Source organism: Psychrobacter sp. NPDC078409 (assembly GCF_050268505.1).
Taxonomy (GTDB): Bacteria; Pseudomonadota; Gammaproteobacteria; order Pseudomonadales; family Moraxellaceae; genus Psychrobacter.
In genome coordinates this window covers 118,585-144,444 of sequence record NZ_JBNNGW010000002.1, presented here as the reverse complement: position 1 = coordinate 144,444, position 25,860 = coordinate 118,585, and the positions used below count along the sequence as shown (strand labels likewise).

Genomic DNA, 25,860 nt, shown 5'->3' with positions numbered 1-25,860 from the left:
TTCTTATTACCATAGTTGTTTTTTATGAAAATTCATCGTCCGCATTTATTAAAGCATACTTTTAATGTCGTTAATCGTGTTCGCCAAACAGCGAGTGTGGCAGGTCTGTCTGCGCTAAGAGTGGCAAAAGGTGAGAAACCTGACGCGATGCTACTCAAAGAAACCTTTGAGCAGTTAGGTACGACTTATATCAAAATCGGTCAGTTCATCGCCAGTACGCCGTCATTGTTTCCACGTGATTATGTCAAGGCTTTCCAGAGCTGTTTGGATCAAACCACGCCATTGTCTTATGCTTATATCGAGCAAGTGCTAAAAGAAGAGCTAGCGACTGATGGCAGTACGCTTGATGATACATTTGCGCATATTGACTCAGAGCCATTAGCATCAGCTTCTATCGCTCAAGTGCATGCAGCTCGTCTGCACAATGGCGATGAGGTGGTGCTAAAGGTACAAAAACCTGGCGTCGAAACCATCATGCAGACCGACTTGGGTGTATTACATGGCGTAACTAAGCTACTTGAAATACTAATGCCATCGATGAAATTTGCGAGTATTGCACCGATTATTGATGAGATTCGTCTGCGTATGCTTGCCGAGACTGACTTTATCGCTGAAGCGCAGAACATCCGCGATTTTCAGCAGTTCTTAGCGGTATCAGGTAATACTCGTGTCGTTGCACCAACTGTCTATGAAGAGCTGACTACCAAGCGTGTTCTAACGATGAGCCGTCTCTATGGCGTCTCTATGGTTGATGAGTCACTCATGCGTCAATACTGTGCAGATCCTGCTCAAGTTATGGCAGATACTTTAAATACATGGTTTGCCAGTCTTATGCTGTGCAATAGTTTCCATGCTGATCTGCATGCGGGCAATTTGATGCTATTGACCGATGGCCGTATTGGATTTTTGGATTTTGGTATCGTCGGTAAGCTCAAAGCTGAGAGCTGGCGTGCATGTATGGGCATGATGCAAGCCATGCAAGACAGTGACTATCAAGCTATGGCGCGCCATATGGTTGATATGGAAATGACGCATGGTGGCAATAAAGTCGATGTGGCTGCACTGGGGAATGACTTGCAGCGTATGATGACAACTATCATGGCAGAAGATAAAACCTTTACCAGTGGTGTACCTTTCAATAGTAAAGAACAAGCTGATGAGCTCAATAAAATGATGCTTGAGATTGTTGAGGTTGGTAAACGTCATGGCATCCATTTTCCACGCGACTTTGCTCTATTAACCAAACAGATGTTGTACTTTGATCGGTTTATGCGTACGCTAGCTCCAGACATGGATATGTTTAGCGATCAGCGGGTACAAATGCTAGGACAGGATACAGTAGAGACACCAACGTTAGACGTATTATAGTTTTCTCTAACACTTTATTCTGACTTAATGTATTTAATAACTTTTCTATTTCTGCGTTTATTTATTACTGCTTTTGACTGTCTAACACAAAGGATTGTGTGCTAATTGCCACAAAAATGGCGCTGTCATGATGACTGCTTTTAAAAGCCGTATGGTCCCGACGATTACCAACGAAGCTGCCATTGCCTGTATCGGTATGTACTGCATGGCAGTCGTTATGGGTTATGGACGCTTTCTGTTTACCGCCACCTTACCTGATATTATGGTGCAATTGTCGCTACCAACGACGATTGCAGGCTGGCTAGCATCAATCAATTATATCGGTTACTTTATTGGCGCTCTTATTGCCATGTTTATACCTCAGCGCTCGACATGGCAGGCGATGACACTTTGGGCGATTATAAGTGTTGTTACCACGATGTTACTCGTCATACCAAATATGTCGCTCACACTATGGTATATCATCCGCTCAATTGCAGGTATTGCAAGTGGCGTGGCGATGATTCTAAGCTCATCTTTTGTGATTCAAAACCTTAGCCCTGAGCGCCGTTCTGTATTATCAGCAGTCCACTATGCAGGCATCGGTGTTGGCATTAGCGCCTCTGCCATAGTGACATGGTGGCTATTAAAATTAGGCTATCACTTCGATGTAATTTGGCTGGTCGCAGGCGTCACCAGTTTGCCGCTCATATGGCTACTGTATGCGATAAAGCCAAGACAAGTACAGGCTGTTGATTCACAGCAGATTGATGCCAAACAACACGTATCAATGCATCAGACCTATTTAAACTTTAAGCGCTCCTTATACGAAGCCATCTCTGGACACCATAAAGCGCTTACTTTACTTTTCGTCAGCTACGTACTGGCAGGGTTTGGTTATATCAGCTCGGCGACTTTTTTGCCCGTCATGGCAGCACAGCGGCTAACGACACAGACGTATGCTGGATTGATGATTTGGTTGGTTGTTGGTATTTTTGCGATGTTGTCAAACCCCCTATGGGGCGCGCTTGCCAAACGTATCGGTGAGATAAAAACCTTAATGGGGCTGACGGTATTGCAAGCATTTGGCATGTGCTTGCCGATATGGCTTGATGGTGCACTTGGATTATATGGCAATGCTGCGATTTTGGGATTGACCTTTGTCGGTATGGTATCAATGACACTGACTTTATTTAAAAATATCAATCCTGCCTATTCTAACTTACTGATTGCCCTAGCGACGTTGGCCTATGCGTTAGGACAGTTTTTAGGACCATTGGTGACAGTGGCACTGGCAGGGAAGGATGGCAATTTCAATGCAGGGTTACTGGTCGCTGCTATCGGATTAATGATTGGATTTGTACTATTGGTATGGTTTCGTCGACAGTCACCAACGACTGCTTAGATCGTCTAAACCACGCTACGGCTAAACACTTCTCGTAGTTCAAAACTGGTATGAACTTGGGCTACGCCTTCGATACGATTGAGGCGATGCAATAAAAACTCTTCGTAATGTGTCATATCACGTACTCTGACCTTAATCAGATAGTCTTCGGTGCGACCTGTGACAATACTACAGCTGATGACTTCTTCAAAGCTCTGAACTTTGCGTTCAAATTGCTCAAAACGTTCTGCTGTATGACGATCCATACTAATAGCGATAAACACGGCTAGCGGATAGCCAAGTTTTTGCGAATCGGTTTTGGTATGGTAGCCAGTGATAATGTTCGCATCTTCTAAGCGTTTGATACGGCGTGCGCAGGGAGTGGCAGACAGGTTGACGCGTTCAGCGAGTTCAGTAATGCTCATACGCGCCTGTGTTTGTAATAAGCGTAGCAACTGTCTATCTATCTCGTCTATATCTGCTGTCCCTGTACTATCAATATGATTATCTGGCATTTCTTAAGCCTTAATAGTGAATTTATTCGATTATAATGTCTAAATTGTGCTTTTCCACTAAAATAACAGAAAATAAAGTAAAAGAAAGCAGGTTTCTCTCTGTTAAACTTTGATATTATTATGGTATGAACACTAGTTATCTCGTATGATAAATACTGATCTAATCAACAGCTAATCGCCTAGCTAAATATATAAATAACCATATCATCTAAGGATTGATTATGTCTGACCAAGCCACGCACACTGCAGCCACAGGGACTGCAAAGATCACACCAAAAAGTGCCGCTTTTGACTTCCGTAAATACCGTCCATTTGCATTTGCGCCATCGCTGCCAGATCGTACTTGGCCAAGCAAAACAATTGAGAAGTCACCGATATGGGCAAGTGTGGATCTGCGTGATGGTAACCAAGCATTGATTGATCCGATGACCATTGAACAAAAAATGCGCTTCTTTAAGACTTTAGTAGATGTTGGTTTTAAAGAAATTGAGATTGGTTTTCCGTCAGCGGCGCAGGTAGAGTTTGACTTTGCGCGTAAACTTATCGAAGAAAACCACGTACCTGAAGATGTAACGCTACAAGTATTGGTACAAGCGCGCGAGCATTTGATTGCCCGTACATTTGAATCATTGAAAGGCGCTAAACGTGCGGTTGTCCATGTCTATAACTCAACCAGCCGTGTACAACGCGAAAAAGTCTATGGCAAAGATAAAGCTGAAATCAAAGAGATTGCGATTGCAGGCGCTAAGCTATTGCAAGAGTATGCAGCAAAGTACCCTGAGACAGATTGGGTATTTCAGTACTCGCCAGAGAGCTTTAGCCAGACAGAGACTGAATATGCCGTAGAGGTTTGCGATGCAGTGTGTGACGTGTGGCAACCACAGCAGGGTCAGGAGGTTATTTTTAACTTGCCAGCGACGGTTGAGGCTTCTATGCCCAATGTCTTTGCTGATCAAGTAGAGTACTTCTGCCGCAATCTAGCGCAGCGTGAGCACGTGATTGTGAGCTTGCATACCCATAATGACCGTGGCTGTGCGGTAGCGGCAGCTGAGTTAGGTGTGCTTGCGGGTGCAGATCGTATCGAAGGCACATTGCTTGGTAACGGTGAGCGTACAGGGAATATGGATATCATGGTCATGGCCATGAACTTGTTTAGCCAAGGTATCGATCCTGAGCTTGATTTTAGCAATATGAGTGAAATCGTACAGGTTGTGAGCGAATGCAATAACCTACCATTGCACCCACGTCATCCTTATGTAGGCGAGTTGGTCTTCACGGCCTTTAGTGGCTCACATCAAGATGCTATCAAAAAATCTCTCGATTACAATGAAAGCAATCAGAGCGAAACAGACAACGTCTGGGACGTGGCTTATCTACCTATCGATCCTGCGCATATTGGGCGTAGCTACCAAGATGTAGTACGTATCAATAGCCAGTCAGGCAAAGGCGGCGTCGCATATATCTTGCAGCGTAACTACGGTTTTAACCTACCACGTTGGATGCAAATTGACTTTAGCCGTGTGGTACAAAAGCAAGCTGAAGCGGCTGCACGAGAATTGCAGAATGATGAAATCTTGCAGACCTTTGAAGATACTTACTTGCAGCAGGGCAAATTTGAGCTGCTAGACTATAGCGTCAACAATAAAGGCGGTGCGGTTTACTTTAGTGGTCAAGTACAAATGAATAGCGACACCATCGATATTGATGGCACGGGTAACGGCCCATTGTCATCGTTTATTGACGGACTTGCGCAGCATACGGGCAAATCACTACATATTATTAACTATGCAGAGCATGCGATTAACCCGCATCATAACAGCGGTAATGGTATCGATGATGATACCAATAGTGATAACAAAACCAATGCCAATGCTGCCGCTTACATTCAGTTAAATGTTGATGGCGAAGTGTATTCAGGTATCGGTACTTGCAGCAGTACAGTATCAGCCATGCTAAAAGGGGCGTTATCAGCTTTTGCTCAAGCGCTAAATACAGAAGCTGCTTAGTGTCAAGTAGTCATTAATATCACGCAAAATCCTGTATGCTAATAACGCCATCGCTTCTTGTCTCTAGCAAGTAAAGCGATGGCGTTATTTTTTGCTATAAATACCTATGAAATTCCGACTACAGGTTTATGAGCAATAGCATAATGTTACTTGTGTTTTTGGTGTCTAAGACTTACGCTAATGTATATATTAAAATATTATAAATAAAAGGTTAATTATGGAACCTATCTCATTTGCTTCATTCACGCTAGCATCTATTTTGGCTTCGTTGCCTGCGAACGGTGAGGCTACCAAGCCGACCATCACCACTCATATTAGTCCAGCCATTGCCGGACAGTGGGAAATAGACTTGGATAGTAGCGCTCATTCTACTCAGGCTATGATGACCAAGGAAGCGGAAGATAACCAGTCGGCAAATATTGCGCCACAGCCTAGCAGTGTAGAGCCCAAGGTGATAACAGGCATGGACGGCGGCGTACTGACTCAAAGTGAAGAGCGGGTTCTAAACATTCAACCAACTACTAGCAAAAACTTACTTGCATCAGTTGGTAAGTCTAACCAGTGCCGCGAGCTATATAACTTTAGTGCGGATAATGAGATGTGGTCTGTCAGTGGCAAAGAGTGGACATACGGCCGATATCTGGTTACCCATCGTGAAGAAGGGCTGCCAGTTATTGCGATCAAGACTGTTTATGATAATAATGAAGTAGACTGCTCAGGCAATCAGATCGACCAGACTGATGAAGCGTTAATTGCATTTATCAATCATGATGGCAACCAGATGCAATGGTGCGCTGATCCTGATGGTAACGAATGCTTTATGAACTTCAATAGAGTGTTGCCATAATTAGATATGCTCGTTGTACTTTATGTATGATTGACAGCTTATTGATGACATAAAAAAACCGCTATATTAATAGCGGTTTTTTATGTGCTGTTTTAATTAAACTTAGCGAACTCTATAAGTATTTTAGCCTACGAGTCTTTTTTAGCTTTATTCGCAGTCAACAGCTCTCTTTCGAGATAGTGAATATTTTGCGCTTCACGAGTAAAGTTATCATCCGCCAAAATCACATCACGATGTAAAGGAATATTGGTTTTGATACCTTCGATAATCAGCTCATCAAGGGCATGTACTGTCTTAGCAATGGCTTGCTGACGAGTTTGACCGTGACAGATAAGCTTACCAATCAATGAATCGTAATAGGTCGGTATCTCATAGCCAGGGTATAGATGAGAGTCAAAGCGAATGCCAGAACCACTTGGCGTGAACAATTGACTGATAGTGCCTGGGCAAGGTACAAAAGTTGCTGCATCTTCGGCATTAATACGACATTCGATCGCATGACCTTGGATCTCAATCTCGCTTTGGCGATAAGACAGACCGTAACCAGCTGCGATTTTGAGCTGCTCGACCACAACATCAATACCAGTAATCATCTCAGTCACTGGATGCTCAACCTGTACACGAGTGTTCATTTCAATAAAGAAAAACTCGTTATTTTCAAACAAAAATTCAAACGTACCAGCACCGCGATACTTAACAAGCTCGCACGCTTTTACACACGCCTTTAAGATTGGCTCACGTACATCATCTGGGATGTCTGGGGCAGGTGCTTCTTCTAGAACTTTTTGATGGCGACGCTGCAATGAGCAATCACGATCATATAGATGGATAGCATTACCATTACCATCGCCTAGTACCTGTACTTCTACGTGGCGCGGGTTTTGCAGATAGCGCTCCATATAGACAGTGTCGTCACCGAACCAAAGCTCAGCTTCTTGTTTGGCCGCTTGTACCTGACCAATTAATTCGTCAAAGCGTTCAACCACACGCATACCGCGTCCACCGCCGCCAGAAGCCGCTTTAATCAATAGTGGGAAACCGATATTGCGGGCTTGCTCTTCAGCATTATGCAGGGTCACAGCGCCAACTGAACCAGGTACAGTTGGTACGCCAGCTTTTTTCATAGCGTTGATGGCAGAAACTTTGTTGCCCATAAGGCGAATATGATCAGCATTAGGACCAACGAAGGTCAATCCTGCTTCTTCTACTTGTTCAGCAAATTCAGCATTCTCAGACAAAAAGCCATAACCAGGATGGATAGCATCTGCACCAGTGATTTCAGCAGCAGTTAAGATGGTATTGATATCAAGGTAGCTTTGGTTAGCATTAGGCTTGCCAATACAAATTGCCTCATCAACAAAGCGCAAGTGCATCAAGTTGGCATCCGCAGTAGAGTAGACACCTACCGTTTCGATACCTAGCGCTTTACAGGCGCGGACGATGCGCAGGGCAATTTCACCTCTGTTGGCAATGAGCAATTTTTTTATCATGGGTTCATCCTTGTCGAAGCGTCAGTCATTGACTGAGTTTCGATACATAGCATCAGGTTGTTTAGCATTGACGCGGTATATATACCAAAAGTCAGCCATAATGAAATAAAGTATGGCAAATATCGTTACGCTTTGTAGCGTATGACAGGTTGACCGAACTGTACGACTTCAGAGTTATCTACCAAGATTTCGTCAACAATACCACTTTGAGTCGCTTCAAGCGGGTTCATGATTTTCATGGCTTCGATGATACCTAAGGTATCACCTGCCTGAACCTTTTGACCGACTTTCACAAATGGTGGGTCATTAGGGCTTGGTGCTGAATAAAAAACACCAACCATTGGTGAAGACTCAACGCTACCCGCTTTTTCTGCAGGTTTGCCTTCAACAGCGGCAGCAGGAGCAGCGCTCGCAGCTGGGGCAGCCATCATAGTTGGCGCAGGCGCGTCATAGTGACGAGTTAAGCTAATATGCTCGTCGTCAGAACTGATTTCTAAATTAACCAGTTCACTTTCTTCCATAAGGGCGATGAGGGTGCGTATTTTTTCAATATCCATAGTTTTTATCTGGCCTTGTACTAAATTCGAGAAATAGTGTAACTAAATATTGTCTAATTAATTGCTAATGATACCTAGATTCAGGGCAATGAGCAATCAATGTACAGTTGTTAACTGAGAATTTTTACATATTTTGACGTAAGCCATCTTTTTAGCAAGAAAATATCTACGATTTTTCATAGTCTGTATGATCAAATGACGCTAATAATGATTATAAAATGCAATCCATAAGCAATTGGCTTAACCCCATAGTATAGTTAAGCGTTTTTGCTGATAGCGTAGACGCAAAGTAAGTAAAATAGATGATAAGAACAAACCTGTAATTAACGCCATCCAAAATCCTTGTGCGCCAACGTCAGTGAAACGCACCAGATAGACGCCAAGTGGCAGGGCCACTAACCAATAGCAGAAGAGCGTTACCCACATCGGTATGGTGGTATCTTGCATACCGCGCAATATACCAGCGACGTTAACCTGCCAGCCATCAAATAACTGATAAGCAAGCGCGAAGATAAGCAGATGCATAGACTGGGCTCTGACCTCTGGGTTATCGGTGAATGCTGCTGCGAGTTCTGGTCTGAATAGCCATATCCCAAGCATACAGGTTAAAGCGATCAATACGGTCCATGCCAGTCCAGTAGCTTGCACTTGGCGCAGTGCTAATAGGTTTTTTTGACCAAATCGATTGGAAACCATGATAGTGAGCGCCATGGCGACCGATATCGGTATCATAAATAGCTGTGAGGTCACTGACAGTGCCACTTGATGCGATGCTGTTGCCAGCTCACCCAATGGACTGATAACGAGTGCACCTAAGCTAAACAAACTGGCTTCAAAGAAAATAGAGATGCCAATAGGAATACCAAGTTTCAACAGTTTTTTAATCTGTGTACGATTGGGGCTAGAGAAGCCATAAAAGAATCGCGTGCTCACAAATTCGCGACGTTTTGTGAAGCTAGTATAGGCAGCCAATAATAGGACATTTATCCATAACACCAATGCTGTCGCCACCCCGCAGCCTGCACCGCCCATTTCTGGCATGCCAAATAACCCATGAATAAAAATATAGTTCAAAGGAATATCTGCAAGCAGGCCAATGATGCTAATGACAGTCACAGGCTCAGGACGACCCAATGCCTCACAATAACTGCGTAGAACAGCATATACAGCGAGCGCTGGGAAACCAAATGAGACACCATGTAAATACTGCGTCGCTATCGGCTGAATGTTTTCTGGTACACCCATAATGCCAAGAACATTGGGAGCCAAATTGACAATGATAAAACCGATAATGCCAATGACACCTGCGGTCCATAAGGACTGCTGCGTGATATGCGGTACTTGCCCGTGTTGGTCTTGACCAATCGCTTCACCAATCAGAGGCGTGGTTGCGATAAGCACACCTGTGGCCAATAAAAACAGCGGCAGCCAAATACCAGAGCCAACGGCTACCGCAGCCAAATCAAGCGCCGAAACTTGACCTGCCATGATGGCATCGACCACGCCAAGTGCGGCTTGGCAAAACTGAGTAATTAAGATAGGGAGGGCAAGTACGCCTAAACGTAAGCTATAGCTTTTAAAATCTTTGAAAGACAATGGAAAAACCATGGTAAGCAACTTTTTATTCTTTGCGGTAATTGTTATTAAGGTAGTTATTATTAATAAACAAACACTGCTATCAATCGACTAAGGTTGACGCAGCGAGGAGAGTAGTGCCGACGATAATACTCCGATAAATAATATGAGCAAGCTTATAATGTTGCATGAGTAGATAGGCAGAGTATGAAAATAAAAGTAAAGACACTAAAATAAAAATAACCCGTCGATCCAAGTAGTGGATTGACAGGTCATATACATAGTAAGATGGTAAAGAAGCCACACTATGATGTCAACGCTTTAGCACCGCTATGTAAGTATTAATCTTAGGTTTTTTGTACTCTATTTCATAGCCAATAGCCAATAGCCAATAGCCAATAGCCAATAGCCAATAGCCAATAGCCAATAGCCAATAGCCAATAGCTCAGAGATGATTTAATAAGTTTACTCCGGCAACAACTCAAGTGTCTCCACCATGTCCATAATTGCTCGCCAATGTTTGGGCTCTAATGGAATTACTGTTAATTGCTGACATCCTTTCCTTAGTAATAACGAATCTTCCAAAGTTGGCAAAAATTTTAGCTCTGATAGTGGTAACACCTCTGTAAAAGCTTGCTCAAAAGTGAGATCGACCATATACCAACGAGGTTCCTCTTCAGTCGCAATAGGATCATAATGACGATGCTCAGGGTGAAACTGAGTAGGATCAGGATACCCTGCTGTAGTAACTGCCATGATACCAGCGACTCCAGACGGCTTGGCGCTAGAGTGATAAAAGAACACTTTGTCACCAACTTTCATATCATCACGCATAAAGTTACGCGCACGGTAGTTGCGAACGCCGTCCCAACCGTCGGTGCCCAAGCGCTGCAAATCTTCAATACCAAAAAATTTAGGGTTGGATTTCATTAACCAATACGCCATATATCTGTCCTTTAAATTTTTGTTTATTCTTTAATTCATTCTTAAAACTACTAGGGTTAGTTTCTATTAACTCACCCTCAAACATGTTTTAAATCGTGTCTGTTCTTAGTAGAGGCTGTTTTTAATAGAGTCTCTATATACTGCCCATAAGTTGTCATGGTGAATAGAGCGTTTATACGTGTTTTTGTTAATAATTTTATGATAGATAGGCTTTTCTTTATCCCATCTAGTCGCTATCCTAGCGTTATTTTTGATACCGATCATCATTGCTCACTACAAAATAAGTTTATTTATGCCCAAAGTGAATACAGAAAGCATGCCAAACGACTTGAATGCGTTAAGTCTTACTGAACCAACGACGGATACTATCTCGGTAAATGTGACCGACATTCCATTGTCTCTTTACATTCACATCCCGTGGTGTGTGAAGAAATGTCCTTATTGCGATTTTAATTCGCATGAGCTACCGATGGACAGTGAACTATCCATGTATGAAGAATATGTCGATGCATTATTGTTAGATGCCGCAATGCAGCAACCTTTAACTCAAGGCCGAAAAATTGGTTCGATATTTATCGGTGGTGGTACGCCGTCTTTGCTACCCATTTCTCAGTATCAGCGATTGTTCTCTGGGTTGCGTACATGTTTTGAATTTGCAGAAGACATCGAAGTCACGATGGAGGCCAATCCCGGCACGCTTGAGCATGCACCATTTGCCCAGTATTTAGAGGTTGGTATCAATCGTCTGTCTATCGGCGTACAGAGCTTCGCTGCTGATAAGCTAAAGGTACTTGGACGTATCCATGATCCTGTGCAAGCATTATCAGCGATTCGCGCTGCCAAAGCAGCTGGATTTGCACGGGTCAACGTCGACTTGATGCACGGTCTACCGCAGCAAACCATGAATGAAGCGCTAGAAGATATCCAAATGGCGCATGATGCTGGCGCAACGCATATCTCTTGGTATCAACTGACTATTGAGCCAAATACCGTGTTTTACCGTAGCCAGCCTATTTTACCCGATGAAGACAATTTGGCAGATATTGAACAAGCAGGTCAGTCGTTATTACAGCAATTAGGCTATCGCAATTATGAGGTGTCTGCGTGGGCAGGCGAGTCAGATAAACCATGTCGTCATAATATCAACTATTGGCAGTTTGGCGATTATCTAGCCATTGGCGCTGGGGCACATGGTAAAGTGACGATTGGTCGTAACGATAGCAATGGTAGTAACTCGTCAGACGTAAAAGATAAAATGGAAGATGACTTGTTAGTAGTGTCAGGTATCTATCGCTTTAGCAAATCGCGTTTGCCAAAAGATTATGTAGTCATGAATCCAGATATCACGAAGATGTCTGACATACGCCAAATCACACCAAAAATGGTTGGCTGGCAAGTGATTGATCAAGAAGAATTGGTGAGCGAGTTTATGCTAAACGCTCTGCGCTTACATGGCGGCGTCGCTTGGTCACTGTTTGAAGAGAGAACTGGATTAACCCTTGATAGTATTGCTGAACAAGTAAACAGTTTGGTCAAACAAGGATTGTTGGTAGATAGTGATACGCAGTTGCAACCGACCGTATTAGGACAGCGTTATCTCAATCAGATATTACGCGCGTTTTTATAAAAACTTGCTTGAGCGATTGTTTAATAACAGCGAAGTAAGAACACAAAAAAGGCTTATCAAATGAATGATAAGCCCTTTTGAAAATCTAAAAAAAGCAGACCTTAGATTTTGTTTTGTACTTCTTGTGCGCCGCCAGTTACAGCATCACCAGCGCTTGATACGTCTTGGCCAAAGCCTTTGAACGTGTTGCAACCAGTTAGAACGAACATAGCAGTTAAAGATGCGATGATTACTTTTTTCATAATAGTATCCTCAAAGATAAATGAATGGTTATAAATAACAACAGTGACGCTAAGCATCGTGCTTAAGCTTCACTGAAGGGGTATTGGATGAGACAGTCATACATAAATGCTATCGCGTTATCCATTACAGACATCATAGTGAAAGTTAAAAACGCTGCACAGTATCAAAATGTAATTATTGGCAGTAAACTGTAACTTTCGATTACCTACCGCTCATAAATTTAAATAATAGAGCGTTGAACATTTGTGGAGTAAGAATGACAATCCATATCGTGCTAGTAGCACCAAAAATGCCGAGCAACACTGGCAATATTATTCGACTGTGTGCCAATAGCGGAGCACAGCTACATTTAGTCAGACCATTAGGGTTTGAGCTTGATGATAAAAAGCTACGCCGTGCAGGTCTCGATTATCATGAATACGCGCATTTGCAAGTGCATGACGATTGGACAGCTGCGAGGCAAGCACTACAAGCCGCTGATTGCCATGTCGTAACGGCATTGACGACTAAGTTGAGCAAACCATTCTACGATTATGACTTTGGTAAGCACTCGGACTCTGAAGCATCTAATAAGGCTGCTATGCCCAATATTGCGCTAGTCTTTGGTTCTGAGACGGCAGGTCTGGCAGATGATATACGTGAAGATATCGGTGCTGATAACTGGCTAAGACTGCCCATGCTGGCTGACTCGCGTAGTTTAAACTTATCAAATAGCGTAGCTATATGTCTATATGAGATATGGCGACAGCAAGGATTTTTAGGCGATGAAGGTCGTAGTATTGGGTATGAGACATTGACAGTCTACGACCCAAAATAGCGATTCTACAAAGCAATAACTATAGACTTAAAAGTATTTGCGTACTCAATGAGCAGTAAAATATTAGATACTGCTCATGTACATATGATGATTTTCTAGTGCGACATCGATTGTATCTTATCGCTTATAAAGCACTTATAAACAGTTTGGTGGTTTTGGTAGTCCTGCCAAGCGATTGACATGACGCGCGACTAAACCTGTATTAAACAATTGCTGTAGCTTTTGATTGCTAATATCAAGTTCTGGCAAAGTCTTTTGTAGCCATTTGATTAGTGGACGGGTTGCTGGCGCGTGATTAAATTTGTCAAAAAACGCGCGCACTTGTTGCAAAACTTCTAAATGCTCGTCGCTTAGATTGACCTCTAACGTGTCTGCCAATTGCTGCGCGATAGCAGGCGTCCAAATGGTATGGTCACACAGATGACCGTCTTGATCTAATTCGATATCAGCCGCTGATAATGCAGCGTTGTGAGTGGTCATGTCATTACTCATAAGGCAATCGTCACCACTTTATCAAACTGACTGCTCTGAGTCAGATTGACCCATTCTGCATCGGTTAAAATAGCAGTTAACTTAGTCTCTAAATTAAGCTTGCCAGTTGTATTTGTCGTGAGCTGTTCGATATCATCTGCTAATGCGTAAATACCAGCAATACCATCTATATCGCTATCATTTAAATAAGCATTGAGCCAATCGATAAAAGCAGGAGTGCTGCCAAGCAAGAGGATACTGTCACCTGTGCGCCAAGTGCGAGACATCTCTTCAGTACTGCGTCTAAGGGTAGCCATCGTGCTATGCAATTGATATAAAGTTGCCATAAAGGTGTCCAATTACGTGCTTTATTATTTTATAAATCTAAGTTATACAGCGTTTTAAAAGGTAAGTATCTGCTCAAAGTCTTGTGAGTTGATGACCTCTGGCACGAGTGTGAGCTGTGATGCCAGATCTGTCGGCAACATACCAGTGACCCAGCCACTAAAGACATCATCAGGTAGCCAAGCTGCGGGCATATCGTAAAGCTCAAGTGACTGAATCATGCCATGCAGCCGCGAGTCAGATTGCATCAATAAGCCAAAGACAGGCGCATCTAAGAATAGTTGCACCTCATGACCAAATGTCGCTAAAGTTAGCGCAAGCGCACAACCTTCGTAGCTTGCTGCTTCAGTGGGCGTATGCAGCTGAATTAATAATCTCATAATCTATTCCTAAAAATATTTACCGCTACCAGTGATGTTAATAGACAAACCATCAAACGACATGCTATCAAAACTGTATCAAACGACAGTCGTCCTGCATCATCATCGCAAGCTCACTGAGTCCCACTAATGTAAACCCTGTTGCAAGATTGGCACCGTCAAGCTGATGGCGTGAGCTGTTGTCTACATCACTCACACCGCGGCTAAGGGCTGTACTGACACATACAGGCAGGGGTAATTGATACTGCTTAGCCAAAGACTGCCATTCTTTGGTCAAGTCTAATTGATCGGCTGACTGCCAACGCAATCGATTGGCTATGTGAGCCGAGTCGCCATAAAAGAAGACATTGAGCAGGGGTTGTTCAGAGGTAGCATTATCGCTGCTGCCTATGCGATTAGTGTCATTGTTATCAATATCATGACTATCTTCTGCGCCGTTTAGGTAAGCGCGTGCATAGCGTAACGCCAAGTGTGCCAATGGGTGACTAGGGTCAGCAGTAATCAGTAGTAACGGGGTAGTGGTCGTCATAAGGCGCGGTATCACATATTATAAATAAGAGTTTAAAAATTATGGCCGAGTTGCTATAAATGCTTTGTATAAAGTCATTTGGTCGTTATTATTATAGTGCTTGTGTGCAAATTTGCGTGACAGAAAACAGAATTTATACTGATAATGCGCCATACAGCGGATCATACTGTCACATCAAATATCGTTATGTCATAAAAGAGAGGCGCGTCGTCTCTATCAAAGATGTTTATGCTAACATAAAGCGCCGCAAACCAAATAGAGCCACTGTTATTTAACGTGGTTTTATCTCAAGTGTAGGCACACTGAGTATTATTATTTGATGCTGTGACTGCCTCGTAAGAAAAAACAATAAACTTATGAGCTAGGTTCACGTAGTCTTACCATTCTATGTAAGGAGTTTTTGTCACTATGTTACCTGCTATGCCCTCACGTGTGAACAATGGTACAGATTATCAGCCTACCGTAGAACAACTGCAAGTCCTGCAGACAGCGAGCGAGTTCGCTTATCAAATTTGGGAAAGTCGGACCGTTTCATGTCAGACGTTTTTGCGTAGCTATCCATTGAATAGTACGCTGACCCGTCAGCAAATCGATGATCTGATACAAGATTATACGTTAGATGAGAACTATCAACTCGCTGATGAAATCAAGGTCATGAGTGGTCTGCGTCACTTGCGCACGCTACTAATGATGCGCTGGATTTGGCAAGATGCCTTGCAAACGATCAGTCTGGAGCAGCTGACCGATGAGTTGTCTGAATTTGCAGATGGCTGTATCTCTTTTGCTAAGGATTATACTTATCAGCACTTGGTTGCTAAATATGGTGAGCCGACCTTTATCAATGAACAAGGCAATGTACAGATTGATGATATGGCAATCATGGCCATGGGTAAACTTGGTGCGCAAGAGCTGAATTTATCAAGTGATATTGATCTAATCTTTGTGCATCAAGCGCGCGGCGAGACCAATGGCAATAAGGCAAAAGGTACACGTAGCATAGACAACAAACGCTTTATGACCAGATTGGGTCAAGGCATCATTAAACTGCTTGATAACAAGACCGCTGACGGTTTTGTCTTTCGAGTAGATATGCGCTTACGTCCATGGGGTGATGGAAGTGATTTGGCTATTCATCTATCCGCATTACAAAAATACTTTACGATGCATGGGCGTGCATGGGAGCGTTTTGCTTGGTTAAAAGCGCGCGTAGTCGGACAAATAGACCAGCCATTTTATGAAGAGTTACAAGCGCTGATTAAGCCATTTGTCTTTCGTTATTATGTGGACTACAGTGCGTTTTCGGCATTGAGAGAGATGAAGTCTCTTATTCAAAATCAAGTTGCACAGCGTGAAGACTTGGATAATATCAAGCTTGGTGCGGGTGGTATTAGAGATATTGAGTTTATCGTACAGGCCTTTCAGCTTATCTATGGCGGCCGGCATCCACAGCTGCAAATCAAACCTTGCTTGCAAGCGATGCAAGTATTGTGTGAGCTTGGCTATCTGGAGCATTCAACTTACGAGCAGCTACAGGCAGCATATCGGTTTTTGCGCCGGCTTGAGCATGCTATTCAAGCGATTAATGATCAGCAGACCCAGCGCTTACCACACGATGAGCAATGGCAGCATAATCTAGCAGTGACGCTGAATTTTAAAAACTGGCATGCCTTATTAGACCAGCTTAATCGTCATCGCGAGAGTGTCAATGTGCCGTTTGAGCGTATGGTCACTGAACGTCAAATACCTGATAATGAAGATACCGACCTAGAGCCAGAGCACTTAGATGAGCAAATTGCTCGTTTAAATGAAGTGCTGACAGAAGAAAATCGCGAGTTACTACAGAACTTTTGGCAATCAAAAATGGTCGCTAACTTAAGTGATGAGGCCAGAGAGCGCTTAGACGATGCGTATCCTGTCATTGTCCATGCGTTGTTAGCGCATCAAGAACAGCAGCAACTTGCCAATACTGCTTTACCAAGATTGATCTCACTGCTTGAAGCGATTTGCCGTCGTTCTATCTACTTGGTTATGATTGCTGAAAACCCCAATGCAACGATTGAGCTGATTCCAATGCTATCTGCTAGCCCGTGGATCGCAAAAGAGTTGGCTCAGTATCCTGTATTATTGGATACTTTTTTGCAGCAGCGTTATCGCCATCTACCAGATAAGCGTGAGCTGCGCGATATCTTGCGCCAACAATTACTACGCGTCGAGCCAAACGATGAAGAAGAGCTGTTAAGCGTCCTACGTCTGTTTAAAAAGAATCAAGTGTTGGCGGTCGCTGCTAGTGATGTATTGGCTGAACGCCCGATTATGAAAGTATCGGATTCATTGACTTATATCGCTGAAGTCGTATTAGAAGCGGGATTAGAGCGCGCTTTTGCAGAGATTGTTAACCGTTATGGGTATCCTATTGGCCAAGATGGCGATCCAGTCACTGAAGCGGACTGCGGCTTTGCAATTATCGGTTATGGCAAGCTTGGTGGTTTAGAGTTGTCGTATTCTTCAGATTTGGACTTGGTATTCTTACACAAAATAAAAGAGCAAGGCATGACTACTGGTGAAAAATCAGTCAGTGGTATGAAATTTGCCGCGCGTCTTGTACAAAAACTGATGAATTATCTCAATACTCAAACCCGTGATGGCCGTGCCTATGAGATTGATATGCGCCTGCGGCCTTCAGGAAATGCTGGCATGATGGTGGTGTCTTGTCATGCGTTTGAAACCTATCAAATGGATAAAGCATGGTCATGGGAGCATCAAGCGCTGGTACGTGCTCGTGCGATTTGCGGGGACAGACGAGTCACTGCACGCTTTTGTGATATTCGCCGCGACGTATTGTCGTTGCCACGGACACTGGATCAAGTACGTAGCGAAGTCACTAGCATGCGTATCAAAATGCAAAAACATCTAGGCACGAGCCAATGGCAGCAGGAAGCGGGCAAGTTTCATCTTAAGCAAGATGCAGGCGGTATTGTAGACATTGAGTTTTTAGCACAGTTTGCCGTATTGGCTTACTCGCATGAATATCCGAGTTTGACCAAATGGAGCGATAATGTGCGAATTTTTGCAGAAGTTGCTTTGCTTGGTATTTGGGATGACCAAGTCTGTCAGGATTTGACCGATGCCTATCTAAGGATACGTGCTGCCACGCATCAGTTAGCACTATCAGAGCAGTCTTTGCTCGTTGATGAATCATTGTGGCAGGAGACGCGAGCGTTAGTACAGTCACAATGGCAGCATCTTATGGGTGTGGAGACAGACGACGAGTAATATCGAAACTTGTATGATTAAGGCCTTGCCGATAGTCCAAGAGACGCTTAAACTGTAATGCGTTTCTGTGAGTAGAAACTATGAATAAAAGCTATCAACAAAAACTATCAACAAAAACTATGAGTAGAATCGGTAGCTAGAAACGATATAATTAAAAACCATATAGTGCTAAACCAAAAGATTTCATTTGCCAAGACGGCCAGTGATATAATCGGTCACACATCATAATAATACTGTCAGTCGTTTGTCATAATGAAGCTGTTGTTTCGGCAATAAAAATTGACGCTGCGGTGTTATCATACGATGTTGATCAATACTGTTAAATAAAACCTACCTAAAAAAAGTTAGACGTCAGTGCTAACATAAGGACAATAAAATGAATATGGCAACACAAGATGGTAAGCTTTGGATGAATGGCACGATGATCGAACAGCCAGATGCTAAAGTTCATGTGCTTACACATAGCTTGCATTATGGTATGGCTGTGTTTGAAGGCGTACGCGCTTACCAAACAGCGGATAATCGTACTGCTATTTTCCGCTTAAAAGAACATACCGAGCGTCTACTTGGCTCAGCCAAAATCTTCCAAATGGACGTACCTTTTGATGCTGCCACTTTAGAGCAAGCACATAAGGATGTGGTCAAGCAAAACAACTTGGCAGAAGCTTATATTCGTCCGCTTATTTGGGTAGGTGCAGAAAAACTTGGCCTGTCTTCACGTGACAACAGCATCAATGCAATGGTTGCTGCTTGGCATTGGGGTGCTTACCTTGGTGAAGAAGGTATCAAAAACGGTATCCGTGTAAAAACGTCATCATATACGCATCACATGCCAAACGTGACTATGTGTAAGGCTAAAGCCTCTAGTAACTATCCTGTGTCTATTATGGCAAACCAAGAAGTGACGCGTAATGGCTATGACGAAGCTATTTTGATGGATCCACAAGGATTTGTATGTCAGGGCGCAGGCGAGAACTTATTCTTGGTAAAAAATGGTGAGCTACATACGCCAGACCTATCAGGTGGAGCATTAGACGGTATTACCCGTCGTACTATTTTGCAGTTTGCGGCTGACCTAGGTATCAATGTTATCGAACGCCGTATCACTCGTGATGAGTTTTACTTGGCTGACGAGATATTTATGACAGGTACTGCTGCTGAAGTTACGCCTATTCGTGAATATGATGATCGCATCATCGGTAATGGTGGCCGCGGTGAGTTGACTGAAAAACTACAGACCCTATACTTTGATGTAGTTCATGGTCGTAATGAGAAATATATGGACTGGTTAAGCTTTATTGATTGATAATGCCGTTACTTTAAAGACCAAAAAGGCTGAACATAATTGTTCAGTCTTTTTTTTATGCTAATATAGCCATCATATTTATTCATACGATTAAAGTGAGCAGTCAATGCCAATAGATTCTAGTACAGCCGATAATAATAATATCAAACAAATTATTTGTATTAAATGGGGTACAAAGTACGGTGCTGATTACGCCAATAAACTATATGGTATGGTATCTCGTAATATCACCCCGCCGTTTCGTTTTGTGTGTTTTACGGATGATACGACTGATGTACGTCCAGAAATCGAATGTCAAGAACTGCCACCATTAGATGTCACTATGCCAACGAATACGTTAGGAAAGTGGCCTAAATCTCGTTTGTGGGGCGAAAAACTTGGCGATTTAACAGGGACAGTATTATTTGTAGACTTGGATGTGATTATCGTCGATAGCCTCGATCCTTTCTTTGAGTATGGCAAGCCGGACGATGTTATTTTATCTTATAACCCAAGCAACCCGTTGGAGCGCTTGGGGCAGACCTCTTGCTTTAGATTTCAAATAGGGTCACTTGTTTCACTCCAAGAGAAGTTCAAAGCTGATCCACAAGGTATCGCCGATGAATATCGTTTTGAGCAACGCTTTGTCACCCGCAATGCACCAGGTGGTGTGAAGCTGTTTCCAAAGGCATGGGTGGCACACTTTAGACGTAAATGTCGCCAACCATTTCCGCTTAACTACATCAAAGAACCGAAGATTCCTAAAGGCGCTCGTATTGTCATTTTCCCAGGTGACTTGTATCCTACGCACGCTATTGAAGGCAGATACAATAAAAACGCCGCCAATAATGCTAAAGACCATCTAAAAAGACTTACTGAGCCTAAAAACTTGAAACGCCCATTGCGCCATTTGCGTCATTTTATCTTACCAGTAGGGTGGATTGAAAAGTACTGGAAAGAATAGATTTAACTTTATAGTTATTACCATATTAGCAAACGTTAGTATTGATGCTTTCTATCTTTATATTCGTGAAGATAGAAGCATGACCCAGTGAATGGATAGAATTATGAAAACAAATGATACCATCAGAGTCTTTGTTGGCTGTGACCCAAATAACTGTGATTTAGAGCAGATGATGGTTCTAGATTATAGTATTCATAAACATACTAGTATGCCAGTGGAAATAGTATGGATGCAGTTATCGCGCGATCCGGATAGCTACTGGTATTCAAATCCTGAGACTGGTAAGGGCTGGGATACTACTAAGTGGTCAACGCCTTTTTCTGGTTTTAGATGGGCGATTCCAGAGTATTGCAATTACTCTGGACGTGCGATCTATATGGACGCTGATGTTGTTATTTTAGACGATCTAGCAAAGCTATGGCAGCATCCTATCAAAGGACAGTCTATAGTAGCCGCTAAAGCAAATGCCGATATGACTCGTCTATGTACCTGTGTTTGGGATTGCGATGCTGCAAAAAATGTGGTTTTGCCTATTGAGAAACTTAAAAAAGATCCCAAAAGTCACAAAGAAATGATGGCTTTGTTTAAGAAAAATACGCAACTGATTGAGCCTTATCAAAATAGCTATAACTGTATCGATGGTGAAGACTTAGCAATAGAACAAATCAAAATTTTGCATTATTCGGATATGGGCACACAATTCAGCCATAAGTACTCCTTACCTAGAGTGAGTGAGGAAGGGATTGAGCATTGGTTTGATGGTGAAGTATTACCACATCCAAGACAGGATTTGGTCGATCTTTTCGATACCTACTATAATGAAGCGCTTACTGCTGGATATGATTTAGAAAGTTATCGAATTGAGCCATTTGGTAGTTTTCCAAAAAAATCACAACAAGGATATATAGGCAATAAAGTGACTCGACCAAAGGCTTCTAAATCACTATTTGCAAAATTATTTAAACGTTGATTCATTTAATATAATAATATTTCACACATTAAATGAATAGAAATTCATCCATAGGTTGTCGTTTATGAAGCAGGATAAAAAAGTAGCGTTGCTCGCTATTAATTGTTTACAAGGTGGAGGGGCAGAGCGAGTCGTTCTTACTTTGGGGCAGGGGTTTTACGAATTAGGATACGAAGTACATATTTTAAGATTCAAACCACGGGTTGAATATGATCTTAATCCAAACCTTATTTATCATGTGCTCAAATTCAAACCCTACAAGATGATACCAGGAACACAGCGTCGCGATAAATTTTTCGCTCATGCGGTAGATCGTTATGTCAAAAAAAATATCGGACAGCCTGATATCATTTTGTCTAATCTTGATCGTTCAGACAGTATTTTTAGCTACAGTAGCCTGCCGAACATCATTTACGTGATTCATAATACTTTGTCATTACTGTATAAGTTTGCAAAAACAGATGTTGGTCATCGGAGAAAAGAAAACTTTACGAGAATTTATTCCAAAAATCCTTGTGCCTGTGTCAGTAACGGAGTAGAAAAGGATTTTGTAGAAAACTTTGGTCATGTTACCTCAACTACAGCAATACATAATCCTATTGATAGAGATGGTATTCAAAAGTTAGCTGATGCTTTCATTCCAGAATATCAAAATTATATTATTCACGTTGGCAGTTTTAAAGAAGCAAAGCGTCATGATGTGCTATTGAGAGCTTACGCGAAGACAGATCAGTCTTTGCCGTTGCTTCTTTTGGGTAAAGGGAAGCTTCAAAGCAATACAGAGGCGCTGGTAGCAGAGCTCAATCTAGAAGATAAAGTTGTCTTTTTAGGTTTCCATGAAAACCCTTTTCCGTATATAAAGCATGCGAAATTTAAAGTATTGACTTCTGATTGGGAAGGTTTTGCTTTAGTGATTGCAGAGTCTTTAGTGTTAGGAACACCAGTTATCAGTACTGACTGCCAATCCGGGCCAAGTGAGTTGTTACCTCAAAAAAACCTAATGCCTATGAGAGACATAGATGCTATTGCAGCTAAATTAAGCCTAGCTATGAAAGATCCAGAGCAATTCCACTCTGAATTTAGCGAAGCACTCCTTCCTGTCACAATAGCCAAGAAGTATATTGAATTTGCATCGAATGTTAAGAATATAGATAAAAGGTCTTAATCTAACCACCATTTGGACCAATCATCTCTATGCAATTGCCGTAGAGTAGCGAAAGCACTCTGGTTATTCTGTAGTTTTTCGAATACAGCAAGCAGTATAGTCGTAGCCAATTTATCGACTTTCTGAAATTTATTATAGCGTTTACGCATATTTCTTAAGCTATCATCGGTACCAATACGGAAATAAGTAAGCCCATCGTATAGAGGCAAATCGCCGGCATAAAGTATGTCGGTTTTTTCGTTTAATAACGGCATAGGTTCAGCATTAGTGCTCAGTTGTAAAAAGTTTTTGGTCTCATGAACCCTTAAGGTATTCATTAGAGTGATGACATTCATCAAAATAGCAGCTCTAATACTGTTATTTGAGTGATCAATGAAAGTATCGCAGGCTGAAACAATCCAGCGCAGCGAAAGATGCTCTAATAAATAGTCGCTTTCTGACTCCCAAAGCCTCTCAAATTCAGCAAAAGTTTTATCTATTTTGTATTTGCGGCGCATTAATATAATAAGCGTATTGTGATAAAAGCAGAGCTCAGAATCTCCTAAAGATTGATACTTTAAATTATTTAAGTGGATTTCTAAGTCTGTACTTTTACGCTCATCTGTCAGTGCTTCGATATCACACGATGACTCGGTGATTATTGTCGTTTTCATCTCATCAAAGCTTTTACCATCATAGTTTTTGACAATCTTACCCGCATTCAATCTTTTTTCACTTAGAAATATCAATAGCAGTTTTCTTTGCCAGTTTGAAGGTGTAGTCATGTCACTAAAATCCTTTGAACAAGTATGATGCAATTAGAGCTTAAACGTCTGTCGAAAAAATTGATACCAAAATAATTTATGAAATATTCCTGCTTAAACTGAATAGTATTGCTTGTACCATTCGACAAACTTTGTGATTCCATCTTCGATACTGGTATCAGGTTTGAAATCAATATCATCTACTAGCTCGTCTATATCTGCATAAGTAATAGGCACATCACCTGCTTGCATCGGCAATAAATTCTCTTGCGCTTTTTTGCCACAAGCGCTTTCGATGGCAGTGATAAAACGGCGTAAAGTTACTGGTTGGTTATTGCCAATGTTATATATTTTATAAGGGGCGGCCGCTGTAGTGATAGTAGAGTATTGAGGAGAGGGAGCTTTATCCATTATCCGAATAATACCTTTTACAATATCATCAATATAGGTAAAGTCACGCTGCATATCACCATTATTGAAGACATTGATTGGCTCACCAGCTAGAATTTTTTTGGTAAAAGAAAAATATGCCATATCAGGTCGACCATGAGGACCGTAAACGGTAAAAAACCTTAATCCTGTCGTAGGGATATTATATAAATGGCTGTAGCTATGCGCCATGAGCTCGTTAGATTTTTTGGTAGCCGCATATAAGCTGATAGGAAAATCAACACAATCAGCAGTGGTAAATGGCTGCTTTATATTCATACCATAGACTGAGCTGGAGCTGGCATAGATTAAATGCTTGATATCATGATGGCGGCAGCCCTCAAGTATATTAACAAAGCCAACCACATTTGAATCAATATAAGCATTTGGGTTTTCGATAGAGTAGCGGACACCTGCTTGTGCGCCTAAATTAATGACAATATCGAATTGATAGGTAGAAAAAAGATCAGACATGGCTTCGCGATCAGCAAGGTCTAGCTTAATGAAAGTAAAATATTCTGGTTCTGATATTTCATTTAGTAGTCTTAAGCGATCTTCTTTTAAGCTCACGTCATAGTAGTCGTTGATGTTATCAATACCAACGATGCAATTATTGCTATTAGGCAGCCGTATTTGTAATAGGGCTTTGATTAGATGAAAACCAATAAAACCTGCCGCACCAGTAATTAAAATATTCATTAATCGCTCCCGAATAAATCTCTGGTAAAGACTTTGTCCGCCACATCTTCGATTTCAGTAGATAAACGGTTTGCCACAATGACATCACTCATTGATTTAAACGCTTCTAGGTCTTGAATAACTTGTGAGTTGAAAAAGGTACTTTCTTTCAATACTGGTTCGTAAACAACGACTTCAATACCTTTTGCCTTAATACGTTTCATGATGCCTTGTATCGCAGAAGCTCTAAAGTTGTCTGATCCGCTTTTCATAACCAATCGGTGTATACCTACAATTTTTGGTTTTAGTTCAATAACTTTATCAGCAATAAAGTCTTTACGAGTTCTGTTGGAGTCGACAATGGCTTTTATCAGGTTACTTGGCACCTCATCATAATTTGCCAATAGCTGTTTGGTATCTTTAGGCAAGCAGTAGCCACCATAGCCAAATGATGGGTTGTTATAATGATCACCAATACGCGGGTCTAACCCAATACCTTCTATGATCTGTTTGGTTTCGAGCCCAAATGTTTGAGCATAAGTATCAAGCTCATTAAAGTAGGCCACGCGCATTGCTAAATAAGTATTAGAAAATAACTTGATTGCCTCAGCTTCAGTGGGCTTTACAAATAGTAGCGGTACGTCCTTTTTGATCGCGCCTTCAAGGAGTAAGTTAGCGAATAATTGAGCTCGTTCTGACTGTTCACCTACGATGATTCGAGAAGGGTAAAGGTTGTCATGCAGCGCTTTACCTTCTCGCAAAAACTCGGGTGAAAAGATAATACGGTCAGTTGCATAACGTTCTCTAATACTCGCCGTATATCCCACTGGTACGGTAGACTTTATAATAATGATTGCTTGTTGATTGACCAAAAGTACTTGCTCAATCACTGCTTCTACCGTTGATGTATTAAAATAATTGGTCTTGGCGTCATAATCAGTTGGTGTCGCCACAATAATAAAATCAGCGCCTTCATAGGCCGCCGACGCATCAAGTGTCGCAGAAAAGTTGAGATTTTTATTTGATAAAAAATCCTCAATATCTTCATCTTCAATAGGGGACTGCTGGGCATTCAATAAGTTGATTTTTTCAGGAACAATGTCAACAGCGACGACTTCGTTGTGCTGTGCTAATAGCATTGCATTTGATAAGCCTACGTAGCCTGTACCTACTACTGCTATTTTCATAATATATCCAATTAATGTTTATGCTTTGAGGGTTCTAATCCAAAATTGGCTTGGGCTAAATATGATTCAAAATCACGATACTGTGTCA

24 protein-coding genes are annotated in these 25,860 nt (G+C 42.0%); 11 read left to right on the top strand and 13 right to left on the bottom strand.

From position 1 onward, the window contains the following. The first annotated feature begins 24 nt into the window (after window positions 1–24). Entirely contained in the window at window positions 25–1,368 is a 1,344-nt protein-coding gene (locus tag ACQKC9_RS03730) for an ABC1 kinase family protein (RefSeq protein ID WP_427620552.1), read from the top strand. A gap of 127 nt (window positions 1,369–1,495) precedes the next feature. Then, window positions 1,496–2,752, top strand: a complete 1,257-nt coding sequence (locus ACQKC9_RS03725; RefSeq protein WP_427620551.1) for a YbfB/YjiJ family MFS transporter — start codon at window positions 1,496–1,498, stop codon at window positions 2,750–2,752. 5 nt (window positions 2,753–2,757) lie between these two features. Here the strand turns inward: ACQKC9_RS03725 and ACQKC9_RS03720 are convergent, their stop codons facing one another. Further along, window positions 2,758–3,246, bottom strand: a complete 489-nt coding sequence (locus ACQKC9_RS03720; protein WP_427611107.1) for an Lrp/AsnC family transcriptional regulator — start codon at window positions 3,244–3,246, stop codon at window positions 2,758–2,760. A 221-nt stretch (window positions 3,247–3,467) separates the two neighbouring features. Here ACQKC9_RS03720 and leuA point away from each other — a divergent pair, with 221 nt between their 5' ends. Both leuA and ACQKC9_RS03710 read left to right on the top strand, forming a co-directional pair. Beyond that, the gene (gene leuA, locus ACQKC9_RS03715) at window positions 3,468–5,252 is read left to right on the top strand and encodes a 2-isopropylmalate synthase (protein WP_160021915.1); all 1,785 of its coding nucleotides are present in this window, start codon (window positions 3,468–3,470) and stop codon (window positions 5,250–5,252) included. Window positions 5,253–5,469: 217 nt separating this feature from the next. Next, window positions 5,470–6,099: a hypothetical protein gene (locus ACQKC9_RS03710; RefSeq protein ID WP_290175849.1), complete on the top strand. Its 630-nt coding sequence runs from the start codon at window positions 5,470–5,472 to the stop codon at window positions 6,097–6,099. 128 nt (window positions 6,100–6,227) lie between these two features. Here ACQKC9_RS03710 and accC read toward each other — a convergent pair whose 3' ends face one another. The 4 genes from accC to ACQKC9_RS03690 form a co-directional block, all read right to left on the bottom strand. Further along, window positions 6,228–7,589, bottom strand: coding sequence for an acetyl-CoA carboxylase biotin carboxylase subunit (gene accC / locus ACQKC9_RS03705; RefSeq protein WP_057759692.1), 1,362 nt, complete (start codon window positions 7,587–7,589; stop codon window positions 6,228–6,230). Window positions 7,590–7,714: 125 nt separating this feature from the next. Then, window positions 7,715–8,146, bottom strand: a complete 432-nt coding sequence (gene accB / locus ACQKC9_RS03700; protein ID WP_102092842.1) for an acetyl-CoA carboxylase biotin carboxyl carrier protein — start codon at window positions 8,144–8,146, stop codon at window positions 7,715–7,717. Window positions 8,147–8,386: 240 nt separating this feature from the next. Then, window positions 8,387–9,754 (bottom strand): MATE family efflux transporter, encoded by a 1,368-nt coding sequence (locus ACQKC9_RS03695; RefSeq protein ID WP_427620927.1) that lies wholly within the window; start codon window positions 9,752–9,754, stop codon window positions 8,387–8,389. Window positions 9,755–10,186: 432 nt separating this feature from the next. Beyond that, complete coding sequence (locus ACQKC9_RS03690; RefSeq protein ID WP_427620550.1) at window positions 10,187–10,666, bottom strand: EVE domain-containing protein; 480 nt, start codon at window positions 10,664–10,666, stop codon at window positions 10,187–10,189. A 316-nt stretch (window positions 10,667–10,982) separates the two neighbouring features. Between ACQKC9_RS03690 and hemW the strand changes: the two genes are divergently transcribed. Further along, window positions 10,983–12,293 (top strand): radical SAM family heme chaperone HemW, encoded by a 1,311-nt coding sequence (gene hemW, locus ACQKC9_RS03685; RefSeq protein WP_427620925.1) that lies wholly within the window; start codon window positions 10,983–10,985, stop codon window positions 12,291–12,293. Window positions 12,294–12,394: 101 nt separating this feature from the next. On the opposite strand, the gene ACQKC9_RS03680 is transcribed toward hemW, so the two are convergent. Continuing rightward, window positions 12,395–12,535 (bottom strand): entericidin A/B family lipoprotein, encoded by a 141-nt coding sequence (locus ACQKC9_RS03680; RefSeq protein WP_057759705.1) that lies wholly within the window; start codon window positions 12,533–12,535, stop codon window positions 12,395–12,397. A 257-nt stretch (window positions 12,536–12,792) separates the two neighbouring features. Between ACQKC9_RS03680 and ACQKC9_RS03675 the strand changes: the two genes are divergently transcribed. Continuing rightward, window positions 12,793–13,353, top strand: coding sequence for a tRNA (cytidine(34)-2'-O)-methyltransferase (locus ACQKC9_RS03675; RefSeq protein ID WP_427620549.1), 561 nt, complete (start codon window positions 12,793–12,795; stop codon window positions 13,351–13,353). A 135-nt stretch (window positions 13,354–13,488) separates the two neighbouring features. Here ACQKC9_RS03675 and ACQKC9_RS03670 read toward each other — a convergent pair whose 3' ends face one another. The 4 genes from ACQKC9_RS03670 to tusD form a co-directional block, all read right to left on the bottom strand. Next, the gene (locus tag ACQKC9_RS03670; RefSeq protein WP_238053025.1) at window positions 13,489–13,833 is read right to left on the bottom strand and encodes a TusE/DsrC/DsvC family sulfur relay protein; all 345 of its coding nucleotides are present in this window, start codon (window positions 13,831–13,833) and stop codon (window positions 13,489–13,491) included. 8 nt (window positions 13,834–13,841) lie between these two features. Beyond that, entirely contained in the window at window positions 13,842–14,171 is a 330-nt protein-coding gene (locus ACQKC9_RS03665; RefSeq protein ID WP_427620548.1) for a hypothetical protein, read from the bottom strand. A gap of 54 nt (window positions 14,172–14,225) precedes the next feature. Next, entirely contained in the window at window positions 14,226–14,549 is a 324-nt protein-coding gene (locus ACQKC9_RS03660; RefSeq protein WP_101204423.1) for a hypothetical protein, read from the bottom strand. A gap of 67 nt (window positions 14,550–14,616) precedes the next feature. Then, window positions 14,617–15,078: a sulfurtransferase complex subunit TusD gene (tusD, locus tag ACQKC9_RS03655; protein WP_427620547.1), complete on the bottom strand. Its 462-nt coding sequence runs from the start codon at window positions 15,076–15,078 to the stop codon at window positions 14,617–14,619. Between the two features lie 408 nt (window positions 15,079–15,486). Here tusD and glnE point away from each other — a divergent pair, with 408 nt between their 5' ends. The 5 genes from glnE (at window position 15,487) to ACQKC9_RS03630 (ending at window position 22,735) form a co-directional block, all read left to right on the top strand. Next, the gene (glnE, locus tag ACQKC9_RS03650; protein ID WP_427620546.1) at window positions 15,487–18,351 is read left to right on the top strand and encodes a bifunctional [glutamate--ammonia ligase]-adenylyl-L-tyrosine phosphorylase/[glutamate--ammonia-ligase] adenylyltransferase; all 2,865 of its coding nucleotides are present in this window, start codon (window positions 15,487–15,489) and stop codon (window positions 18,349–18,351) included. A gap of 376 nt (window positions 18,352–18,727) precedes the next feature. Beyond that, window positions 18,728–19,657 (top strand): branched-chain amino acid transaminase, encoded by a 930-nt coding sequence (locus tag ACQKC9_RS03645; protein WP_101204426.1) that lies wholly within the window; start codon window positions 18,728–18,730, stop codon window positions 19,655–19,657. Window positions 19,658–19,763: 106 nt separating this feature from the next. After that, the gene (locus ACQKC9_RS03640; RefSeq protein WP_427620545.1) at window positions 19,764–20,600 is read left to right on the top strand and encodes a glycosyl transferase; all 837 of its coding nucleotides are present in this window, start codon (window positions 19,764–19,766) and stop codon (window positions 20,598–20,600) included. A 103-nt stretch (window positions 20,601–20,703) separates the two neighbouring features. Then, complete coding sequence (locus ACQKC9_RS03635; RefSeq protein WP_102092193.1) at window positions 20,704–21,570, top strand: glycosyltransferase; 867 nt, start codon at window positions 20,704–20,706, stop codon at window positions 21,568–21,570. 64 nt (window positions 21,571–21,634) lie between these two features. Then, the gene (locus ACQKC9_RS03630; protein WP_427620544.1) at window positions 21,635–22,735 is read left to right on the top strand and encodes a glycosyltransferase; all 1,101 of its coding nucleotides are present in this window, start codon (window positions 21,635–21,637) and stop codon (window positions 22,733–22,735) included. Here the strand turns inward: ACQKC9_RS03630 and ACQKC9_RS03625 are convergent. From ACQKC9_RS03625 to ACQKC9_RS03615, 3 genes are all read right to left on the bottom strand, one after another. Next, window positions 22,732–23,499, bottom strand: a complete 768-nt coding sequence (locus ACQKC9_RS03625; RefSeq protein WP_341609090.1) for a hypothetical protein — start codon at window positions 23,497–23,499, stop codon at window positions 22,732–22,734. The genes ACQKC9_RS03630 and ACQKC9_RS03625 overlap by 4 nt on opposite strands. Window positions 23,500–23,592: 93 nt before the next feature. Next, window positions 23,593–24,606 (bottom strand): NAD-dependent epimerase, encoded by a 1,014-nt coding sequence (locus tag ACQKC9_RS03620; RefSeq protein ID WP_427620543.1) that lies wholly within the window; start codon window positions 24,604–24,606, stop codon window positions 23,593–23,595. Then, window positions 24,606–25,772, bottom strand: coding sequence for a nucleotide sugar dehydrogenase (locus ACQKC9_RS03615; protein ID WP_427620542.1), 1,167 nt, complete (start codon window positions 25,770–25,772; stop codon window positions 24,606–24,608). The genes ACQKC9_RS03620 and ACQKC9_RS03615 overlap by 1 nt, the downstream gene beginning before the upstream one ends. Between the last annotated feature and the right edge of the window lie 88 nt (window positions 25,773–25,860).

Coding starts and splice junctions, on each gene's coding strand:
- leuA (WP_160021915.1), top strand. CDS start 3,468: ATGTCTGACCAAGCCACGCACACTGCAGCCACAGGGACTGCAAAGATC.
- ACQKC9_RS03675 (WP_427620549.1), top strand. CDS start 12,793: ATGACAATCCATATCGTGCTAGTAGCACCAAAAATGCCGAGCAACACT.
- ACQKC9_RS03690 (WP_427620550.1), bottom strand. CDS start 10,666: ATGGCGTATTGGTTAATGAAATCCAACCCTAAATTTTTTGGTATTGAA.
- ACQKC9_RS03635 (WP_102092193.1), top strand. CDS start 20,704: ATGAAAACAAATGATACCATCAGAGTCTTTGTTGGCTGTGACCCAAAT.
- ACQKC9_RS03630 (WP_427620544.1), top strand. CDS start 21,635: ATGAAGCAGGATAAAAAAGTAGCGTTGCTCGCTATTAATTGTTTACAA.
- ACQKC9_RS03640 (WP_427620545.1), top strand. CDS start 19,764: ATGCCAATAGATTCTAGTACAGCCGATAATAATAATATCAAACAAATT.
- ACQKC9_RS03620 (WP_427620543.1), bottom strand. CDS start 24,606: ATGAATATTTTAATTACTGGTGCGGCAGGTTTTATTGGTTTTCATCTA.
- accC (WP_057759692.1), bottom strand. CDS start 7,589: ATGATAAAAAAATTGCTCATTGCCAACAGAGGTGAAATTGCCCTGCGC.
- ACQKC9_RS03695 (WP_427620927.1), bottom strand. CDS start 9,754: ATGGTTTTTCCATTGTCTTTCAAAGATTTTAAAAGCTATAGCTTACGT.
- ACQKC9_RS03645 (WP_101204426.1), top strand. CDS start 18,728: ATGAATATGGCAACACAAGATGGTAAGCTTTGGATGAATGGCACGATG.
- ACQKC9_RS03665 (WP_427620548.1), bottom strand. CDS start 14,171: ATGGCAACTTTATATCAATTGCATAGCACGATGGCTACCCTTAGACGC.
- ACQKC9_RS03615 (WP_427620542.1), bottom strand. CDS start 25,772: ATGAAAATAGCAGTAGTAGGTACAGGCTACGTAGGCTTATCAAATGCA.
- tusD (WP_427620547.1), bottom strand. CDS start 15,078: ATGACGACCACTACCCCGTTACTACTGATTACTGCTGACCCTAGTCAC.
- ACQKC9_RS03720 (WP_427611107.1), bottom strand. CDS start 3,246: ATGCCAGATAATCATATTGATAGTACAGGGACAGCAGATATAGACGAG.
- ACQKC9_RS03660 (WP_101204423.1), bottom strand. CDS start 14,549: ATGAGATTATTAATTCAGCTGCATACGCCCACTGAAGCAGCAAGCTAC.
- accB (WP_102092842.1), bottom strand. CDS start 8,146: ATGGATATTGAAAAAATACGCACCCTCATCGCCCTTATGGAAGAAAGT.
- ACQKC9_RS03730 (WP_427620552.1), top strand. CDS start 25: ATGAAAATTCATCGTCCGCATTTATTAAAGCATACTTTTAATGTCGTT.
- glnE (WP_427620546.1), top strand. CDS start 15,487: ATGTTACCTGCTATGCCCTCACGTGTGAACAATGGTACAGATTATCAG.
- hemW (WP_427620925.1), top strand. CDS start 10,983: ATGCCAAACGACTTGAATGCGTTAAGTCTTACTGAACCAACGACGGAT.
- ACQKC9_RS03625 (WP_341609090.1), bottom strand. CDS start 23,499: ATGACTACACCTTCAAACTGGCAAAGAAAACTGCTATTGATATTTCTA.
- ACQKC9_RS03680 (WP_057759705.1), bottom strand. CDS start 12,535: ATGAAAAAAGTAATCATCGCATCTTTAACTGCTATGTTCGTTCTAACT.
- ACQKC9_RS03710 (WP_290175849.1), top strand. CDS start 5,470: ATGGAACCTATCTCATTTGCTTCATTCACGCTAGCATCTATTTTGGCT.
- ACQKC9_RS03670 (WP_238053025.1), bottom strand. CDS start 13,833: ATGACCACTCACAACGCTGCATTATCAGCGGCTGATATCGAATTAGAT.
- ACQKC9_RS03725 (WP_427620551.1), top strand. CDS start 1,496: ATGATGACTGCTTTTAAAAGCCGTATGGTCCCGACGATTACCAACGAA.